The sequence below is a fragment of the Arthrobacter sp. 01N444 genome (assembly GCF_056399305.1).
Genome location: NZ_JBFTRB010000001.1, coordinates 392087 through 412298, shown reverse-complemented (window position 1 = coordinate 412298; position 20212 = coordinate 392087). Strand labels below are relative to the sequence as shown.

The window sequence follows — 20212 nt, the reverse complement described above, 5'->3', positions numbered from 1 at the left end:
GCGGACCAGCGGTCAACCGGCTTACCGGAGGGCACACGGTCGCTCTCGGAGTGACCACGTCGGCAGGTCCCGGACAGTCTAGGAGGAGCCCGTGTCCCACCCGATCGATGTCGGATCAGTACTCGGTGGCCGCTACAAGGTCACTGCCACCGTACTGACCTCACATGACCAGGATCTGGTGCTGGACGGTGTGGACCAGGTGCTCAACCGCCCCGTGAGCATACTCGTCGCAGGCCCGGGCAACGCCGACCAGGTGGCCCAGAGCGCCCGTGAAGTGGCCACGGGCGAACGTCCCGGCAACGTGCAGATCCTCGATCTTGGCGTCAGCGACGCCACCACGTACCTGATCACCAACCACACCTCGGCCGCGGATCTGCTGGATCTTGTGGTCTCTTCCAACCCGCCGTACGTCGAACCCTTCTTCACGGACACGCTGGGCAGCGAGATCTTTGGGCAGGCCCGCTCCCACGAACCCGAAACCTACGACGGGCTTTACGACGACGAGGAAGTCGACGCCGGGTACATCAACTATGGCCAGGCCCAGGGCACAAACGCACAGCCGCCGGCTTCTCCGGCACCGCCCCCCGCGGGAGTACCGTCGCGGCCCGCTTCCGCTCCTGCTGCCGCGGCAGCAGCCGCGGCGGCCGCCAGGGCACCCACAACCGCACCGCAGGAGACGGCGGCGCATTCAACGGCGCCGCAGCCCGTCCAGAACGGCTCGCCCCGCCAGGCCGAACCGGCAGCGCAGCAGCCGGCAACCGCCGCGGCACCAAAAGTTTCCTTGTGGTCCGACGACGACTACACCGGTGACGATCACCGCGGCGGAGAGCACCACGGCGGCGCAGCCGCGGCTGCCGGAGTGGCTGCTGCCGGCTTCGACTCGGCGGATCGGGCTCCGGGCAACTTCCCCGCCTCCGCCCGTGCCGCCGTCGACCAGGATGAGGACGAGTACGAGTACGAAGACGAGGACGAGCCCAACCGGGAGCCGCGTTCCATGCGCTGGCTGGTGGGCGGGCTCCTGGCTGCCGTGCTGGTGGTCGGCCTGATCTTCGCGGTCACCAACCTTGGCAGCCTCTTCAAGAGCAGCCCGCAGACCAACGCCGCAACCTCCGCCTCCTCCAGCGCACCGGAACCGTCCACCGCGCAGCCGTCGTCGACCGCCACCGAGGCGCCGGCGGCCGGACCGCCCGTCATCGAAGACGTGACGCGACTCGGCAACTTCGATTTCGCCGGAAATTACGACTCCGACCTCGTCAAGACTTTTGACGGCAACGGCGCGAGCTTCTGGTCAGACATGGAATTCGCGACGGACGACTGGGGCGGACTCGCCTCCGAAGTTCCGCTCGTGGTCAAGCTGAAGGACCCTTCCAAGGTCTCTTCCGTCACTCTGAGCCAGTTGGGGGCCTCCGGTGGCAACATCAGCGTCTTCACCAATGACAAGCCGACCCTGGACGGTGCAAAGCAGATTGGCAGCAACAGCTTTACGTCACCGGACCTGACCATGCCGCTGTCTGAACCCGTCACGGCGCAGTACGTGATCGTGTCCATCAAGAAGCTTCCGAAGCTGGCCGCACCCAAGACCCGCTATGGGTACGGCCTGCGCTTGGCCGAAATCAAAGTCCAGTAACGGCCCTGCGCGGCTGCCGCTGCGCCCAAAGGCGGCGGCTGCGCTGTAAGGCTGCGGCTGCGCTCTAAGGCTGCCGCTGCGCCCTCAGGCGGCTGTCGTGCAGCGGAGGCCTTGCCCGCCGGTTGGCCGGTAATCCGGGGCCGTCTCCGGCCCCGACCCCGGCAAACCGGTACCCTGAGTAGTGGTGTTGCTCCGTGACGCCCATTTCGGCCGGAATATTCAATGCCCGGCAATAGTTGTGCCATGTGGCCGGCCATCGCGGCGGGCGCATCGACAAAGGAAGAGGTTCACCGTTCAGTGAGCAACGCAGAAAACACTGCCTCCGAAGTACGTGATGTCATCATCGTCGGCTCCGGCCCGGCGGGCTACACCGCAGCGGTGTACACGGCGCGCGCGAACCTGAAGCCGCTGCTCCTGGCAGGCTCGGTTACGGCCGGCGGCGAACTGATGAACACTACGGACGTGGAGAACTACCCAGGGTTCCCCGACGGCATCATGGGCCCGGACCTGATGGAGAACTTCGAGAAGCAGGCTGCCCGTTTCGGCACGGAGATCCAGTTTGAGGACGTCACCGATTTGGACCTCGACGGCGACGTCAAGACCGTCACCATCGGCACGGGGGAGACCTTCAAGGCCCGTTCCATCATTCTTTCCACCGGTTCGGCCTACCGCGAGCTCGGCTTGCCGAACGAGAAGAGGCTTTCGGGCCACGGTGTGAGCTGGTGTGCAACCTGCGACGGTTTCTTCTTCAAGGATCAAGACATTGCCGTCATTGGCGGCGGCGACTCCGCCATGGAAGAGGCCCTGTTCCTCACCAAGTTCGCCAAGTCCGTCACGGTGGTCCACCGCCGCGATGCCCTCCGCGCTTCAAAGATCATGGCTGACCGCGCCTTGGCCCACGAGAAGATCAACTTTGTGTGGAACACCGGTGTGGAAGACGTGTTGGGACAGGACAAAGTCACCGCATTGCGGTTGAAGAACCTGGTGGACGGCACGGAATCCGAACTGGCCGTAACCGGAGTATTCGTGGCAATCGGCAACGATCCCCGCACCGATCTGGTCAAGGGCAAACTCGAGCTGACCGCAGAGGGAACCATCGCCGTGGACGGCCGCACCTCGAAGACCAGCGTCCAGGGCGTCTTCGCTGCCGGCGACGTCATTGATCCGACCTACCGCCAGGCCATCACGGCCTCCGGTTCCGGGTGCGTGGCCGCCCTCGACGTCGAGCACTACCTCGCAGATTTCCACGCCTAACCGGCGCGCAGCAACCAACGGAAGAGAGACAAAGGTTATGAGCAACGCAAAAGACGTAACGGACGCCAGCTTCAGCACTGATGTACTGGCCTCCGAGAAGCCCGTCATTGTCGATTTCTGGGCCGAATGGTGCGGCCCCTGCCGCAAGCTCGGTCCAATTCTTGACGAGATTTCGGTCGAGTACGGCGAGAAGGTTGATGTGGTCAAGGTGAACGTTGACGACAACCCGGCCATCGCTGCCGAGTACGGCATCACCTCCATCCCTGCCGTGTACCTGTTCCAGGGCGGCGAGGTCAAGGGCACCGTGATCGGCGCCCGGCCCAAGCAGTTCTTCGAGAAGGAATTTGCGGACGTCTTGTCCTAGGCTGACCGAAAGTGGCCCCCGCTTCTGGCGGGGGCCACTTTTTTGTTGTGCTCCACGGCCCACGATCGGGGAGTAGCACTAGGCGGACAGCCCCTAAATCTGCCATAACCGGTATTGCAACCCTGGGTGGTTGTCTATCGGATTGGTTTTTTGTTCTGCTGACTGAGAATTCCCTTGGCCGCCGCCGGCTTGTGAAATGGGCCATCCCTTGGCCGGCGAACTGCTATTCGTGCTGACAGTCACGGAAGGTGTTTGGCCGTTGCTTAGGGGACGCCACCCTCTTGTTTCACGTGAAACATGATGATCGCTGCACCCCCACATATCAGTTCGGTGCGCGGCGTGAACCTACGCGTAGACACAGCGGTTTCCTACTAGAACATCACGGTCGATTTGCGTTGCCTGCGTGTAGGCCGAGGGCTGGTTGCCCAAATTTCGCCGAAGCACAATGCGCCATGTCGCGTAATGGACGTGTTTCACGTGAACATCCAACTTCCTGAGGGTCATGAAGTTTGGGACGGCTTTCGGATGAGTCCGGACTCGAAATGCACTCCGTACACCCGTGGCCCGCCGCGGGGGAGTCGACGGTGGAGGTCCCACATATACCAGGGTCGTGGTTTTCTGACGGGAAGGCTTCCGCCGATACTGCCGTTAGGGCGGTGCCGCACTCCGCTGCCGCCCCGAGTTCGGGCAGGGGCAGCGCCCTCCTGCCAGCGCAACACGCCATGACTGCTCCTGCACGTCCGCCACGGGGCCGGGGAGGGTTGGGGGCCACCCGGGTCCGCGGCGAAATATTAGACCAGTCGACGGGTGGCCAGGACTGCGATCGACTGTCTCTAACACACACATTCGCCCCGTTTCCCAAGAACGGCGATCAATGCCGGCCAGTCACTACCGGCCGTAGCCACCGGCCGCCCGGTTCGGACCCTGTTTCACGTGAAACAGGCGTGTACGTCGCAGCTGCCGAATTGCCCGGCCCACCTCCAGGCTCCCCATGTTTCACGTGAAACGGGTGTGCACGTCGCGAGAGTGCCGACTCCTTCCGCCCACCTCCGCCGCGCCGATGTTTCACGTGAAACACCCCTAGTCGCAATCCATAAATCGCAACTTGGTGCGAAATGATAGTGGACTCTTCGATAAGCCACTGCGGTTACCGACTCAGCGTGCCCATTTCCGCAGGAAAAGAGGTCGGTGGGACGCAAAGATGCGCTTGATGGTCTGCGCCTCCCTGCTGGAAAGGCCCGGCCCAACCTTGGCTGAGCGGCCCCAGGGACGTTGGCCTGCGCCCGTGAACGCCATCGTTCCTCGCCCTAACGCTCGCACCAGCACCGCCGGCTCCGACCCAAATTCCGCGCAACAGACCGGATTTCGCACGGTTCACCGGATCCGATCCCGTCCCAACATCTCCAGACCGCCTGGTTTCACGTGAAACATGTCGGCGGACCAGAAACAGTCTGCGGCGAAGCAGACCCGAGATTCCCGTCCGTAGCCACCGACGGGGGAACGCCCGCCAGCCTTCAGGCCTCTGTGACCCGCCGTGTGTGGGGACAGGCGAACGTGGGTGCCTTTGAAGCGGCGTGCAGTGCGCCCCGGAACCGGCGAGGGGACTTGCCTGTGCTCAGCCGCCGGAGCTTGGGGCAGAGTGTTCATGGGCGTTCTCGGCCGCCCGCTTACGACCATGGGCCTATGTTGTCTGATTTGAAAGCGAACCGATGATCAATTTCGGATCGCTGCGGCAGTCAGTCATCGAATGAACACGCCCGCCGCCGTTACGGCCGCCGCAGTTCCCGCACCCTGCGCGGCGTGGGACGCACGGAACCGGTCCTGCATTCCATAGGGCACCCGACCAAACACAGGGCCCGGCTCTGAGGCGATTCTGACGGTCAGGTCCGACACTTTGTCCAATTCATGGCTAGTCCCGACAATTGGACCGTCGCAGCCTCCGGTCCGCGTCCTACGCCCCTGTACGAGACGCTGCTCCGCTTCACCAGGGTTCCTGTCCAGGGTCACTCCGGCGGCGGTCAAGATCAATCGTGCAGTGCCTGTTCAGAGTTCGTGGGCTGATCGGTTCATCAATCACCATCACCGTTCAGCCCGCGACATGATCTTGTCCCCGCTGATCAATGCCCACTGTCTCCGCCCAGGCCCGGTTCGGTCTCAGGCTCCACTCAAGCTGCATTGGGCTTGCCCAAACTCCTGTGCCGTCAGCAGCTGGCCGCCCCATTTTGCTCTAGAGGGGACCGGATCGGGCCGGCTCTTGTGTCCCCGGGTAGGGTCCATTCGGCATTCGCGGGACAAGAAGATCGCACGCCTGCTCTCATGAAGTCTTGTTCTCATGAAGGTTGGTGTCTGTGCCCTGACAGCCGCGGCGCAGCAGGTTCGATTCCATGGCGGCAAGACCAAGGACACGCAGGTCCAGCCGCGAACCTGCCCCCGCCCCGGCAGGCGCCGCAACCGCCGCTGCCCGCTATGGATGTCCTTCGAGCCCTCGGCGTCTGTCCGCAATTCCCCACTCTCGTAGTGACCGGTGCAGGCCTTACGACCGTCAATCCACGAGCCATCACGACCGCCGACCTGGGTACCAGGCGGAGGTCGGCGGTGGCCGAAACCCAAGCATTTCCCGTCTGTCCAGCGGCTATATGATCCGGAGCTCACTCGATATCCACCAGTTTCTCCACAGAAGTTATTCACACCGTTATCCACAGGTGCTGAGAGATTATTCACATGCCCTTCCTGGTGAGCGGCCGAGCGCCGTCGCCCCTCCGGCACTGGTCCTCTGACCAGCCACCCGCCGTGCCGGGGATATGTCCTGGACCCCAATGAGGAACTCCGGCCCGCAATCAGGTCTTCGAGCGTATATCCCTGAAAAATTAACCGTAGAACGGCGATTTAGTACATCTTCGCGAATGTTTCGACCATCGTCGCTGCACCATAGTCATGTTTCACGTGAAACGGACAGTGGGCCTTTCAAAGGAGGTTCGGGGCAGTTGTCACGGCAGCAGCTCGTACAAGGATCTGGCGTCCCGAGCGGGCTGCCGTCAGTCACTAATCCACAAAGTTATCCACAGCAATATCCACCGCCCTATCCACCGCGCCATCGACCGGCCGCTGGCTAAAACTCGGGCCGGGAGCGGCCCCGCGAACCTCGCCTGGATGCAGCTTTGACCTGCGGTGAAGTACCCTCCGGACGTGTCATCCCACGGCGGCCGGGAGCTGCAAATCCAGGTGGGTCGAACCAAAACCCGTCGAACGCCAGGACCGCCGACGTGTCATTGCATCGCCCGCCGCGCCGGCCGAAGCCAGCTTGTTCCACAGCGCAAGGCGGACTTCAAGAAGACCAGGGGAGCGGAGTCACTGTCCCAAGGAACTCTCCCGTCCCACGTCCAGGTGATCGTTTTGCCGGGCCAAGATGCGACGACGGCACCCGCTGAATCGATGGGCTTTGCCGGGCAGCTCACTTGCTCTGAGCTCGGAGACCTTGGCGGCCCTCACGCCCTCGCTGGGTCTGTCCGGTCGATCATCTTTCCACTCCGGTCCTCGCGGACCCGCCGGGTCCGTTGGCCGATGCAGACACGAAGAGGCTCGTCGACCGTGTGTTTGTCATGCGTTGTTTGCATTGAGACGGCCCTGGACGTGTCCCGACTAAAGCATTTCCTGTCGACCCGGGGATTTGGATGAGGGAGGCACCGGACTGCAAAAGCGGTCGGGTCGGTCGAGCCCGCACAATTGACACGCGCATGCACGCGTCCCGAACCCAATCAGATTGGTCCGGATGCAGACCTTCCTTCTTTGCGGTTTGAATCCCTCGGGTTGCCGCACCAACTTACGGGTCCGGTGCGATCAGCGGATTGGATCCTGCAGGCAACTGCGCCCTGGTGCCCGGGGCGACGAACCTGGCCGCCCGAAACACACTGGTCCGGGGGAGCGGACCCGGCGCGGGTAGCCGTGTAGTTGGAACATGCAGCAGCTCGGCTCCTTCCCTATGATGGCGGCTGGATGCCCACACAAGAGCCATCCCGACAGTTCCAGCCAGGCCGTATCCACAGGAAGGCGTGGTCGGCGTCTGGGATCAGTCGGCACGACCCCGGCCCTACTTCACATGGCCTCCGCTTCCCTTCTCGCGGGTGCGTCGCGCGGCCTGAGCTCCTGCCGGAAGACTCCTTCCAACACTCTGCAGCAGGATCAGCCGGTGTGCAGCAGTACAGGATCTGCACTGCACTCTCATCAAGCGGGTACTGGCAAGCCGGCAGGTGCGTCAGCAGCGGCGCGGTGTGGGGGCCCGCGAGGCGTCCGGTGTGCTGTTCCGGATGAGGGGAGCCGTGTCCGGAGTGCCGGAATAGACCCCCAGAGTGCCATCTCGGCTATTGGATAAGGCGTCGGGCTCACCGGAGGAAGCTGAAAAATGCGGCAGGAACAGCACGCCCGCCGGGGCCCCAAGGAGATCAGGCATGCCTGGCACGCCGGCATGCCCCATGGCGCATGGTTACAGCTGGATGCGGCGATGGGACTGCAGCAGAACGTTGGCGGTCATGGCACCCGGCTACCTGGGTGGGGAGGATGCGTGTCAGGGCCCCGGTTCCCTTTGCCCGGGTCCCGGCAAACTGACAGGCACAATCATGTACCGAATGCGGAATCGGGGACGTGGGTGCAAGCCGGCGAAGGGGTGAGCGGCAAGTTAGCGGGGGAGTCGAAGGACGCAGACATCCGCAAAGCGAGGCAGTTCCGGTCAGCTTTCGCGATCAGACTCCCACAAGAGGTCTTCAACAATGCGATCGAGACTACATGCTTCCTGTGGCGCCGACGCCAGATCACCGTCCGCATCACGGCCCGCGTCCGTTCCCGCGCCAAGGTCGGCGTCCAGGTCTGCGCCGTCGACTTTGTCCCGATCTTCGTCCACGCCCACATCGAGACCTCTGTTGAGGTTCGCTTTTCGAGGCGCGTGTCCGGCGCCAATTTCTACCGTAACCACCGGAACGTTCCTACAAAGCCATGGCCCGAACCCGACGAAGCAGCAAGCAGACCAACCTGCCGGCCCGCGCGCGAACCCACGGTTCAACCCACTTCAATTTTCGTTCACGGAAGCTGCCCCCACGACCCGTGATCGTAAGCAGCGAGAGAGTGCCGCCGGCCTCCGCCAGGACCGGACAGTGCCGTATTAGAGCATCCCGAGGCGTGCAAGGCTTCAGATGCCCTGCAGCCTGCTTAGCCTTCGTTCAGCCAACCACGCGCGGGCATACAACGCAGTAGCGGCGCCATATGACGCTTTCAGGGGCGCCCAGGAGCAGGTGATCCCGCAGAGACTGGGAACGGTACAACAGTCGCTCCGAGGTTCGTCTGTGGCTGCGGCGAGCTTGCTCCGCCGCCAAGCAGCAGCCGCGCCGTAGTGAGCCGCTTCTCCTGCTTCGCACCGGCATGGACCAATGTGGTCGCATGGCGCACCCGCGGCCGGCCCGGCCGACAGGCAAAGGTGGGCCATAGCTGTGGGTCGATTCCTTGCAAGGGGAAGCCGAACCATCATGACGCAGACGGTGGACCCTTGGTCAAACGACTGGTCGGCACCCCAGTCCACCGGCATTGCGCTGACCACCTACGGCGCAATGGCCGAGCCGGATCGCCAATCCGCAGGCGGACTCGCATGGGCAGGGATGTGGTCCGGCTGCCGGATTGACGACTGCGCAGCGGTCTCCAACCGCTGGCCGGATTCATCTGCCCTTTTGTCTCCTCACATAGGTGCCCAGCCTGCCTGGCGTTCGATGGGGCAAGGCGCAGATTCGCGGCCCCGTTTCACGTGAAACATTGACGGACCACTCCAGCCCAGATGGTCAGTGAGCTCTGGAAGGCGGCGAAGATGGCTGTTGCTGACTAGCGCGATCGCAGCGGCACCGGCAGAGAGGGGGCCCTTCCGCAACAACGAGAACTGTGCAGCTGCCATTTATGCTCGGTGTGGCCGTTCCATGCGATCAGAAGCTCCACCCACGGAACGCAACAGAGTGGACGGTACGGCCACCGGAAACGCATCGGACTCCACGCTCAGGAAGCTCCGCCCCAGTCAGGGACACCCGCCTGCCCAGCACCAGCCCGTCGTTCCGCACGTGTCCCTCGGACTCGCCCAAGCAGGGCCGACGATGCTGACGATTTCCACAGAAAGACCACGGCACTGCGTCGGCCCCCACCCACGGCCGCAACCCGCGAGAGCCCGGGCCATGACGGAAGCGAGAGAGCCGCCGGAACTAGTCGGCGCCACCGGTGCCGCCCCGTTACCTTTTTCGTAGCCCGTTCCTGTTGCAGGATGAGGGTGTGCTGGCCTGCCGACCCCGGCATGATTGCCGCCCCCAGTCGTCAATGATCCGGGGGGTGTTGTCACCGGGGTCCGGTAGGTGCCGGAGAGACCTCTAATAGAGGCAGGACAGTTTGGGATCGTCGTGCGTAACGTGGATGCGGGCTCTGACACCGCGGACAGTCCAGCACAGGTATCAGCTGCTGTGACGGGGAGGTACAGGTGATCGGAAACCACGAAAGCATTGATGTCTTCATCGGCCTGGACGTCGGCAAGGGCGAGCACCACGCCGTTGCAGTGGACCGGACGGGGATGAAGCTCTTCGACAAGGCTTTGCCCAACGACGAGGCCCGGCTGCGCGAAATACTGACTTCTCTGGGCAAACACGGCCGCATTCTGCTGGTCGTTGACCAGCCCGCGACGATCGGTGCACTCCCCGTCGCGGTTGCCCAGGCCGCCCGTGTCACCGTCGGATACCTGCCCGGGCTGGCGATGCGCCGGATCGCGGACCTGCACCCGGGCGAAGCGAAAACCGACGCCCGGGACGCGTTCATCATCGCCGAAGCGGCCCGGACCATGCCCCACACACTGCGCTCCATCCAGATCGCCGATGAACAGCTCGCCGAACTGACCATGCTCTGCGGCTTCGACGACGACTTGGCAAAACAGGCCACGCAACATCGAACAGGATCCGAGGCCTGCTGACCCAGATCCACCCCTGCCCTGGAGCGTGTCCTTGGCCCGCGCCTGGACCACCCGGCAGTGTTGGACCTGCTGCGGGCCTGGCCAACCCCAGAAGCCTTGCGCCATGCAGGTCGGCGCAGGATCGGAAACCGGCTAAAAAAGCGTGCACCCCGGATGGGCGAACGCCTTGCCGGCGAAATCATCGACGCACTCGGCCAGCAAACAGTCACTGTCGTGGGGACGAACGCGGCCACGATCGTGCTGCCCCAACTGGCCCGGATGCTCGCCGACATCCGCGAGTCCCGGGACACCGTCTTCACCCGGGTCGAGGCCATCGCCCTCGCCCGCCGTCGTTGCGACACCCTCTACGCCATGTTGCGCGACGGCACTCTCTACGAACCACGGCTAAACCCCAGCGGCTTGACGAAAACCATAGAGGCACCCCCCGCAACTCTCCGGCAGTGGGCGAACACGGCAGCGCCGAACTCGGCACCACCGAATTCGCCGGCACCGGCAGCATCGGTAGAGACAAAGAAGGGAGGGTCTGTTTCACGTGAAACAGACCCTCCCGGAGGACTCAGCGAGTCGCGACCTAGCTGGGAGCTCCCGGCGTGAGGACGTCCATGATGCGGTTCAGGTCCTCGACGCTGGCGAACTCAATGCTGACACGCCCCTTGCGGGCACCAAGCGAAATCTTGACATTAGTATCAAGGCGGTCAGACAGCGACGACGCCAGGTAATCCAGTCGTTCGTGGCGGGCTCCGGCCCGCGGGATGTTGTTCTTGGCCGGCGAGGCGGGGCTCTGATACAGGGTCACAGCTTCTTCGGTCGCCCGGACCGACATGCCTTCTGAAACAATCTTCTGCGCCAGGCGTTCCATGGCCGCGGCGTCAGGAAGTGCTAGGAGTGCGCGGGCGTGCCCTGCGGAGATGACATTTGCCGCAACCCGGCGCTGCACCAGCGGGGGCAGCTTCAGCAGGCGCAGGGTGTTGGAAACCTGGGGCCGCGAACGTCCGATCCGGTCCGCCAGCTGCTCGTGTGTGGTGCCGAAGTCCTCGAGTAGCTGCTGGTAGGCCGCCGCCTCTTCGAGCGGATTCAGCTGGCTGCGATGCAGGTTCTCCAGCAGCGCGTCGCGAAGGAGGTCGTCATCGGTGGTGTCACGGACAATCGCGGGGATAGTTTCCAGGCCTGCGGCCTGTACTGCACGCCACCGTCGCTCACCCATGACGAGCTCATAGGGTTCGCCACCCTCTTCGGTTGAGGTACGGACCACAATTGGCTGGAGGACGCCAATTTCCCGCACAGAGTGCACCAGCTCCGCCATGTCATCCTCATCGAAGACCGAGCGGGGCTGCTTGCGGTTGGGATGGATGTCCGTGACCGGGATTTCGGCAAATCTGACGCCGGGCACCTCTACGAGGTCAACAGTTCCCTCGTCACCGTGCTCGGGCGTGGAGTCAAACGTCAGCTGTTCGCCGGCGTCGGATGCGGCCGCCTTGGCAGCAGCGGTCGCCGGCTTGGAGGCAGCCGACTTTCGGGCGGGGGTTTTCTTGGTCACGGCGGCGCCAGCTGCGTCGGCTTTGTCGGCAGCAACGTCGGCTCCGGCAACAGCGCTGGTTGCTTCAGTGGTGTCAACCGTGAGATCAGCGGAATCGTCGGCCTTGACAGGTGTGGACTCCGGCTCCTTGGCCAGCGCGGCCTTGGTGTCCGCGAGCGTCTCGGCGTCGGAGGTCTTTTTTCGGGCTTCAGGGAAGAAGAGGTCCACGGGCCGGGATGGGGCAGCACCGCTTCCGGAGGCGTTAGCCGCGGCGGAACTTGGAATGAGTGCGCCAAGTCCACGGCCGAGGCCGCGTCGCTTATCGCTCATGGATAAATCCCTCCAGTGGAAGAGCCGGGATTCACCTGGCTCTGGTTAGTGCAATTCTTGAAAGATTCTAACGTTCCGCGATTTCCGCGGCGGCTTCCAGGTAGGACAGGGCACCGCTGGAAGAAGGATCATACGTCATGACAGTTTGCTGGTAGCTCGGCGCCTCGGAAATACGGACCGACCTCGGCACCACAGCGCCGAGCACCTGCTTCGGGAAGTGTTCCCGGACCTCGGCTGCCACCTGGGCGGCGAGGTTGGTGCGGCCGTCATACATGGTCAGCAGAATAGTGGAAACAACCAGATCAGCGTTCAGGTGCTTCTGGATCATCTCGATGTTCTTCAGGAGCTGGCTGAGGCCTTCGAGGGCGTAGTACTCGCACTGGATCGGGATGAGGACTTCGCCGGCCGCACAGAACGCATTGACCGTCAGGAGCCCGAGGCTCGGCGGGCAGTCGATGAAGATGTAGTCCAGCCGCTCCTCGCCATTCTTGGCGCGCTCCTTGGAGTACACATCGATTGCGCGGCGCAGCCGCTGCTCGCGGGCCACCAGGCTGACGAGTTCAATTTCGGCACCGGCAAGGTGGATGGTGGCGGGCGCACAGATCAGGTTGTCGATGTCGGGGCACGGGGCCACGACGTCCTTCAGCGGGACATCATTGATCAGCACATCGTAGATGCTGTCGACATCGGCGTGGTGCTCGATTCCCAGGGCGGTGGAGGCGTTGCCCTGCGGATCGATGTCGATGACGAGCACGTTCAGGCCAGCGGCCGCCAGCGCGGCGGCGATGTTCACGGTCGTCGTGGTCTTGCCGACGCCGCCCTTCTGGTTGGAAACGGTGAAGATCCGGGTTTTCTCCGGTTTGGGGAGCTGCCGGCCGAGCAACCGCTCGCGGCGCTTGTTTTCGTGCGCGAGTTCGCGGGCGATGGGACTGGAATCGTCGATGGAATCCAGCACGTTCCCCGTGTGCGGAAGGGATGTTTCACGTGAAACACCGGCCATCCCGGTCGTCTTCGCAACCGAAGGCGTGTGATTTCCGGAGTAGTCAAAAGCCACTGCAGGAGCCGTAAACGCCCGTGCGGACCCCAGGGACACAAACGGCGGGATCCGTTGTGTGGAGGCTTCGCTACTGCTCACTATGACACGCTCACTCTCATTCGGCTCTTACTGCCGGTTACTAGCCTAACCTCTTCCCCTCAGACTCCCCGGGCACCGGGGCCGGTGCTAGGTAATCTTTTGAGGCTTGTTCACTACGATTCGCACAACGGTGGTGGGTTCCTCAAGCAGGTCTTCACCCACCACCACCACGGACGTCTGAATGCCGCCCAGTTTGCGGATAACCTTGGCGGCCTTTTCGATTTCCTCGCCGGCGCTGCGTCCCTTGATGGCGACGACTTCTCCCTTGCCGGCCAGGAGCGGAATGGTCAGCCCGGCGAGATTGGACAGCGCGGATACGGCGCGGGCAGTCACGACGTCGGCGTTCACGAGTCCCACTGCGAGTTCGGCGCGGGTGCGCATGATCGTGACGTTCTCGAGGCCAAGATCATCCACCACCTCCTGGAGCCAGATGACGCGGCGCTCCAGTGGTTCGATCAGCGTCAGTTCCAGATCCGGCCGCGCAATGGCCAGGCACAGGCCCGGCAGGCCGGCGCCGCTGCCGACGTCGGCGACATGGCTTCCGTGGGCAATCTGGCTCTCAATGACGGCGCAGTTAAGCACGTGCCGGCTCCAAAGCCGCGGCACCTCACGGGGCCCGATCAGGCCCCGCTCGGTCCCGGACGTCGCCAGGTGCTCGACGTAGCGTTTCGCCAGTTCCAGGCGGTCGCCGAAGATGGACTCTGCTGCCTTGAGTTCCGGGGCCGTAATTTCAACCATCAAGCTAGTCAACGGTTCAGTCTGCGGAGACAACGATGTGCCGGTCGGCGCCTTCGCCTTCGGACTCGCTCACGAGTCCCAAATCAGCGACGGCGTCATGCACGATCTTGCGTTCGTAGGCGCTCATCGGAGCCAGGGCAACTGCCTCACCGGAATCCTTCACAGCGGCGACGGCGTCTTCAGCGATCTTCTGCAGGTCGCCGGCGCGCTCGGCACGGTAGCCGTTGATATCCAGCACCAGGCGGGAGCGGTTCTCCGTCGCGGAGAGGACCGCGAGCCGCGTGAGCTCCTGGAGGGCCTCAAGGACTTCGCCGTCACGGCCCACCAGGCTGTCCAGCCCGGCGGCTTCCTCTTCGGCGACGATCGAGATGTAGGTGCGGCCGTTGCGGACCTCGATGTCGATGTCGCCATCAATGTCCGCGATATCCAGCAGTTCCTCGAGGTAGTCCGCAGCGACGTCGCCTTCTTCTTCGAGGCGGCTGGCGGAAACACTCTTGCCGGTGCCGGTCTCCGCACCCTGTGACGAGTCGTCGGCCGCGCTCTGGGCGTCGTCCCGGTCGTCGTCAAACTCGGCGGAAATAGCGTGTTCGGTGCTCTCGGCGGACATTACTTCCTCTTCCTGTTCTTGCGTTGCGGCTGGACGCGCTGGGTCTTGGCTTCGACGGCGGCCGCGGCGGAGGCTTCGGCCTCGGCGTCGGCGTCGACCTTCTTGCCGCCCAAAAGGGGCAGGGCGGGCAGGCCCTTGGCTGCCCGGCGCTCGGCGAGAGCCTTGGCCGCCGGCGATCCCGGCGTAGGCATCCGGCGGATCACGAAGAACTGCTGTCCCATGGTCCACAGGTTGGTGGTGGTCCAGTAGATCAGGACGCCGATGGGGAAGTTAATACCGCCCACACCGAAGACGACCGGCAGGATGTAGAGCATCATTTTCTGCTGGCGCATGAACGGGCTGGCCAGGGCCTCTTCGGACATGTTCTTGGCCATGATCTGCTTCTGCGTGATGAACTGCGAGGCCGTCATGGCCAGGATCATCACGATGGAGAGGATCCACACCGACATCTGGTTCCCGCCGCCGCCGTGGAGCAGGGAGGCGGAGAGCGGGGCACCGAAGATGGTGGATTCGTCGAACTGCTTGACCTGTTCCGGGCTCATGGCGCCGATGCCCTGGCCGCCCGCCTTAGCCGAACTGATGCCGGAGAGCACCTGGAAGAGCGCAAAGAAGAAGGGCATCTGGATCAGCATGGGCAGGCAGGCGGAGAACGGGTTGGTGCCGTGCTTCTTGTACAGCGCCATCTGTTCCTGCGCCATGGCCTGGCGGGAGAGCTGGTCCGTCTTGCCCTTGTACTTGTCCTGCATTTTCTTCAGGTCCGGCTGCAGGAGCTGCATCCCGCGCTGGGCCTTGATCTGCTTGACGAAGACGGGAATCAGGGCGGCGCGGATGACCAGCACCAGCCCGATGATGGCCAGGGTCCAGGTCCAGCCGCTGGCCGCCGGCATGCCAATGGCGCTGAGTCCGTCATGGAAGCCGACCATGATGGCTGAGACCAGCCATTTGAACGGGGCCAAGATTGTTCCAAAGATGTCCATACGATTCCCTATTCGTCAGGCCGCAGTGCGGCCTTCTCCATCAGGCTGAGCAGCCAGGTAGATATCCGGATTGTTCAGCACAACAATTGTGGGGGTGCGGCCCGCGGGCCATTCCCGATGCCCGGCGGGGACATGGTCCACACCACCGGCATTCCATGGATGGCAGCGCAACAGGCGCCTCGCAGCGAGCCAGCTTCCTTTCACCGCGCCGTGGACGGTGATCGCTTCAAGGGCATAGGCCGAACAGCTGGGGAAAAAACGGCAAACCTGGCCGTACAGCGGTGAGATCACCTTGCGGTACGCCAGGAGCAACAGGATGAGGACATTGCGGGGCAAGTTCCAGACTGCCCGGGCCAACCATGCTGCTGCGGATCTTGCAGGAGGGACGACGGCGGCAGTTGAGTTACGCACGCGGGGTCCCTTCCTGTGTCGTCTCGTTAGAACCTGGTGAAGCAGCCTGCGAAAGGCGGTTGCCCAGCCTTTTCATGGTCGTCTCCAAAGCGGCGTCATAGTCGGCGAGCAGCTGGTCCCAGCTGGCTCCCGCTGCGGCGGGCAGGGCCCGGACCACAATGGCGAACCCGCTGCCGTATTTCTGCAACGACAATGCACCGGCTTCTCTCAGTCTCCTCTTAACGAGGTTCCTGACAACAGCGTTCCCGACACTCTTGGAAACGATGAATCCGATCCGGCTTGGTTCATCGGCAGCGAGAGCTGCCGCATATAACACTACGTTCCGGCGTCCATTGCGGACACCGGAACGTACAGTTGTTGAAAAATCGGTTGATGTCCGCAGACGGTTCCTGGTGGCTAGCACCGTTCAACTCGCACAGGGATATGGACCGACGAGTCAGTTATTTAGGCCGACAGTTCGGTGCGGCCCTTGCCACGACGGGCTGCCAGGATGGCACGGCCGGCACGGGTACGCATACGAAGGCGGAAGCCGTGCTTCTTGGCTCGACGGCGGTTATTCGGCTGAAAAGTCCGCTTGCTCACGTTAGTTACTCCAGTGGATCAAAGGTGCGCCCACCCGATCAAGGGGAAGAACTGGCCGACGCTAAGTTTTGGTATGTGCCGCTTCCCTCGTATCTCACACGACGCGGGGCGTCAGGAAAGATGCAGATGAGGCGAAAAGCGTACACATGGGACTTCACAACGTTAGGGCTTGCCAACCTCCCGAGTCAAACCGGCGACCGCTCCGCAAGCTATCCCCACCTGTGGCTAACTGCTCGCGCAGCCTGTGGATGAAGTGCGTCACGCGCCCCATTTCAGAACCACAACGGTGTAATTATCCACAGGACTGAACCCAGCTATCTTCTGGCGTTTTCATCCCCTACAGTGTCTCAGTAACCCCTTATCCACGGACTGTGCATAACCCTGTGGATTGAGCCGGCCGGTGGACAGCTCCGGACCGCGTGGATGCACGTAATGCAGGCCAGCAAGTTTGAGGAACTGATTGATGACAGTAGACGAAGCCAACCAAGCCAACACTGTCGGAAGTTCCTGGCGGCGGGTAGTGAGCCTCCTGGAGAACGACCACCGTGTCTCTCCCCGGCAGCGCGGCTTCGTCATCCTCGCCCAGGCGCAGGGGCTCATCGGTTCCACCCTGCTGGTGGCAGTTCCGAATGAGCTCACCCGCGAAGTGCTGCAGACCCAGGTCAAGGAAGCCCTCGACGACGCGCTCCGCAGCGTGTTTTCCGACGAAATCCGCTGCGCGATCGACGTCGACACGGATCTGGTGCCGCTGCACACAGAACCCGAACCCGCCGTCGAACTTTCCCTGGCCGCCGACCCGACCGTGGAGTTGAAGCCGCAGCCGATGCTGCCGAGCACCTCGCACGAATTCGGCCGGCTGAACCCGAAGTACGTCTTCGACACCTTCGTTATCGGTTCCTCCAACCGGTTCGCCCACGCAGCCGCCGTGGCAGTAGCCGAGGCGCCGGCGAAGGCCTACAACCCGCTGTTCATCTACGGGGACTCCGGACTCGGCAAGACCCACCTGCTTCACGCGATCGGCCACTATGCGCGCCGGCTCTACAGCGGGATCCGGGTCCGCTACGTCAATTCCGAGGAATTCACCAACGACTTCATCAACTCCATCCGCGACGATGAAGGCACCAGCTTCAAGACCACGTACCGCAACGTGGATGTGCTGCTGATCGACGACATCCAGTTCCTGGCCGGCAAGGACCGGACGCTGGAGGAGTTCTTCCACACGTTCAACGCCCTGCACAACAACAACAAGCAGGTGGTCATCACCTCGGACCAGCCGCCGAAACTGCTCGCCGGCTTCGAGGACCGGATGAAGTCGCGCTTCGAATGGGGCCTGCTGACCGACATCCAGCCGCCCGAACTGGAGACCCGCATCGCGATCCTCCGGAAGAAGGCCCTCAGCGAGGGCCTTTCCGCGCCGGACGATGCGCTCGAATACATCGCCTCCAAGATTTCCAGCAACATCCGCGAACTTGAGGGAGCCCTCATCCGCGTCACGGCGTTCGCCAGCCTGAACCGGCAGCCGGTGGATGTGGCCCTGGCCGAGATGGTGCTCAAGGACCTGATCACCGACGACGGTGCCCAGGAAATCACCTCGGCGCAGATCCTCACCCAGACAGCCGACTACTTCAAGCTCAGCATGGAAGAACTCTGCAGCAAGTCGCGCACCCGCACGCTGGTGACCGCCCGGCAGATCGCGATGTACCTGTGCCGGGAGCTGACGGACATGTCCCTGCCCAAGATCGGACAGGAGCTGGGCGGCCGCGACCACACCACCGTTATCCACGCCGACCGCAAGATCCGCGAACTCATGGCCGAGCGCCGGGTCATCTACAACCAGGTGACCGAGCTGACCAACCGGATCAAGCAGCAGCAGCGCAATTCCTGAGCCATCGGCCGGCGCACTCATACCTTATTAACAGGGCCCTGTGGACAACCCTGTGGATACTTAAGGGGACAACCGCAGTTAATGGGCTTAAAACCCTTAAGGCACCTGTGGATTGGCCAGTCGGCCAAAAATCTTGTCCCCATCCACACCCTGTTTAAAACCTGCTCCGCCCACAGTCCATGAACAGGGCTTAACCGCGGATTCGCACGGCAGGATCGAGTTATCCACAGTTTCCACAGCAGTTATTAACACTACTAATCCCAAGAAAATGAAATTCCCTCAAACAACAATCTCCTTCCCACCTCCGAGCAGCTCCCAGGCCCGTTCCGGACCGGCGCAGGAGACCGGCCCCGCGAACAACACCGATGTAACCCGGGGATGGGAGAAACGCTCACCTTGGGGCTAAGCTGTCTGCAGTGCGTCCGTCCCGGACATCTTTTGTGGTTCCTACCGGGCCATGGGGCCCGGGTGGGCGGACGATTCCCTTGTTGACGGAATTCGGCGTCCCTGCCGAGGTCCGCCGCAGCTCGAGCAGTTTCAGCGATTTTCAGCACTAACAGCAGCAATGAAAGGCGGCACCCTTCCGTGAAGTTCAGAGTCGAACGGGACGTCCTGGCAGAAGCCGTGACATGGACCGCCCGGTCGTTGTCTCCGCGGCCGCCCGTTCCCGTACTTTCGGGCCTGCTCCTGAAAGCTGAAGCCGGTACCGTCAGCCTGTCGAGCTTCGACTACGAGACCTCCGCGAGGCTCGAAATCCCCGCTGACATCAGCGCCGAGGGCACTATCCTGGTATCGGGCCGCCTGCTCGCGGACATCTGCCGCAGCCTGCCGTCCGCCCCCGTCGAGGTCGAAACCGACGGCAACAAAGTGACGCTCACCTGCCGCCGAAGCAGCTTCCACCTGGCCACGATGCCCGAGGCTGAATACCCGCCGCTGCCGGCCCTGCCGACGATCAGCGGCACCGTGCCCGGCGATTCGTTCGCCCAAGCCGTATCCCAGGTGATCATCGCGGCCAGCAAGGACGACACCCTGCCGATCCTGACCGGCGTGCGGATGGAAATCGAGGACGACCTCATCACCCTCCTGGCCACCGACCGCTACCGCCTGGCCATGCGGGAAGTCCCCTGGAAGCCTGCGACGCCGGGCATCTCCACGAGCGCCCTGGTCAAGGCCAAGACCCTCAACGAAGTGGCGAAGACCCTGGGCAGCAGCGGCGACATCAACATCGCCCTCGCCGACGACGACAGCCGGCTGATCGGCTTCGAGAGCGGCGGCAGGACCACCACTTCACTCCTGGTCGACGGCGACTACCCGAAGATCCGTTCGCTCTTCCCGGATTCGACCCCCATCCACGCCACCGTGCAGACCCAGGAACTGGTCGAAGCCGTGCGCCGCGTCTCGCTCGTGGCCGAACGCAACACGCCTGTCCGGCTCGCGTTCACCCAGGGCCAGCTGCACCTGGACGCCGGCACCGGCGAGGACGCCCAGGCCTCCGAAGAGCTCGAAGCCCAGCTGTCCGGTGAAGACATCACCGTGGCCTTCAACCCGCACTACCTGATCGAGGGCCTCAGCGTCATCGAAACCAAGTTTGTGCGGTTCTCCTTCACCACCGCACCCAAGCCGGCCATGATCACTGCCCAGCAGGACGCCGAGGGCGAGGACCAGGGCGACTACCGCTACCTCGTCATGCCCGTCCGGCTGCCCAACTAGCCCGTCATTGCCGTGCCCCGGACCTCCGGAGCACGGCACCTGCGGGCCATCACGGCCGTCTCCAACGAAGCACCCCAGCGCAGAAAAGAGTTCATCC

The 20212-nt window shown here is 63.3% G+C and carries 14 protein-coding genes and 1 pseudogene; 6 read left to right on the top strand and 9 right to left on the bottom strand.

Going from position 1 to position 20212, the window contains the following annotated elements; genetic code table 11:
* The first annotated feature begins 91 nt into the window (after positions 1-91).
* The 3 genes from AC1DKN_RS01925 to trxA all read left to right on the top strand — a co-directional run bounded on the left by AC1DKN_RS01925 (position 92) and on the right by trxA (position 3245).
* Positions 92-1627 (top strand): ABC transporter substrate-binding protein, encoded by a 1536-nt coding sequence (locus AC1DKN_RS01925; protein ID WP_476850702.1) that lies wholly within the window; start codon positions 92-94, stop codon positions 1625-1627.
* Between the two features lie 297 nt (positions 1628-1924).
* A complete protein-coding gene (gene trxB / locus AC1DKN_RS01920; RefSeq protein ID WP_028277980.1) occupies positions 1925-2881 on the top strand; it encodes a thioredoxin-disulfide reductase in 957 nt (318 codons plus the stop codon).
* A gap of 37 nt (positions 2882-2918) precedes the next feature.
* Positions 2919-3245: a thioredoxin gene (trxA, locus tag AC1DKN_RS01915; RefSeq protein ID WP_223914875.1), complete on the top strand. Its 327-nt coding sequence runs from the start codon at positions 2919-2921 to the stop codon at positions 3243-3245.
* Positions 3246-7968: 4723 nt separating this feature from the next.
* Here trxA and AC1DKN_RS01910 read toward each other — a convergent pair.
* Positions 7969-8211: a hypothetical protein gene (locus AC1DKN_RS01910; protein WP_230008313.1), complete on the bottom strand. Its 243-nt coding sequence runs from the start codon at positions 8209-8211 to the stop codon at positions 7969-7971.
* 1533 nt (positions 8212-9744) lie between these two features.
* On the opposite strand from AC1DKN_RS01910, the pseudogene AC1DKN_RS01905 reads away from it, so the two are divergent.
* Positions 9745-10611 (top strand): annotated as a pseudogene (locus AC1DKN_RS01905) (IS110 family transposase); the annotation flags it as partial.
* Between the two features lie 184 nt (positions 10612-10795).
* Here the strand turns inward: AC1DKN_RS01905 and AC1DKN_RS01900 are convergent.
* The 8 genes from AC1DKN_RS01900 to rpmH all read right to left on the bottom strand — a co-directional run bounded on the left by AC1DKN_RS01900 (position 10796) and on the right by rpmH (position 16520).
* Positions 10796-12070: a ParB/RepB/Spo0J family partition protein gene (locus AC1DKN_RS01900; protein ID WP_476850703.1), complete on the bottom strand. Its 1275-nt coding sequence runs from the start codon at positions 12068-12070 to the stop codon at positions 10796-10798.
* Between the two features lie 67 nt (positions 12071-12137).
* Positions 12138-13205, bottom strand: a complete 1068-nt coding sequence (locus AC1DKN_RS01895; protein ID WP_476870308.1) for a ParA family protein — start codon at positions 13203-13205, stop codon at positions 12138-12140.
* Positions 13206-13292: 87 nt separating this feature from the next.
* On the bottom strand, positions 13293-13943 hold the full coding sequence (gene rsmG / locus AC1DKN_RS01890) for a 16S rRNA (guanine(527)-N(7))-methyltransferase RsmG (protein WP_018775676.1): 651 nt from the start codon (positions 13941-13943) through the stop codon (positions 13293-13295).
* A gap of 16 nt (positions 13944-13959) precedes the next feature.
* Positions 13960-14550 (bottom strand): Jag family protein, encoded by a 591-nt coding sequence (locus tag AC1DKN_RS01885; RefSeq protein ID WP_230009108.1) that lies wholly within the window; start codon positions 14548-14550, stop codon positions 13960-13962.
* Positions 14550-15527, bottom strand: coding sequence for a membrane protein insertase YidC (yidC, locus tag AC1DKN_RS01880; RefSeq protein WP_230009109.1), 978 nt, complete (start codon positions 15525-15527; stop codon positions 14550-14552). The genes AC1DKN_RS01885 and yidC overlap by 1 nt, the downstream gene beginning before the upstream one ends.
* A 15-nt stretch (positions 15528-15542) precedes the next feature.
* Complete coding sequence (yidD, locus tag AC1DKN_RS01875) at positions 15543-15938, bottom strand: membrane protein insertion efficiency factor YidD (RefSeq protein ID WP_476870307.1); 396 nt, start codon at positions 15936-15938, stop codon at positions 15543-15545.
* On the bottom strand, positions 15931-16341 hold the full coding sequence (gene rnpA, locus AC1DKN_RS01870; RefSeq protein WP_079552763.1) for a ribonuclease P protein component: 411 nt from the start codon (positions 16339-16341) through the stop codon (positions 15931-15933). Before rnpA ends, yidD begins: the two co-directional genes overlap by 8 nt.
* 41 nt (positions 16342-16382) lie before the next feature.
* Entirely contained in the window at positions 16383-16520 is a 138-nt protein-coding gene (gene rpmH, locus AC1DKN_RS01865) for a 50S ribosomal protein L34 (protein ID WP_003800212.1), read from the bottom strand.
* Positions 16521-16983: 463 nt separating this feature from the next.
* Here rpmH and dnaA point away from each other — a divergent pair, with 463 nt between their 5' ends.
* Positions 16984-18405, top strand: coding sequence for a chromosomal replication initiator protein DnaA (gene dnaA, locus AC1DKN_RS01860; RefSeq protein ID WP_018775671.1), 1422 nt, complete (start codon positions 16984-16986; stop codon positions 18403-18405).
* A gap of 585 nt (positions 18406-18990) precedes the next feature.
* On the top strand, positions 18991-20115 hold the full coding sequence (gene dnaN / locus AC1DKN_RS01855; RefSeq protein ID WP_018775670.1) for a DNA polymerase III subunit beta: 1125 nt from the start codon (positions 18991-18993) through the stop codon (positions 20113-20115).
* The last annotated feature ends 97 nt before the right edge of the window (positions 20116-20212 follow it).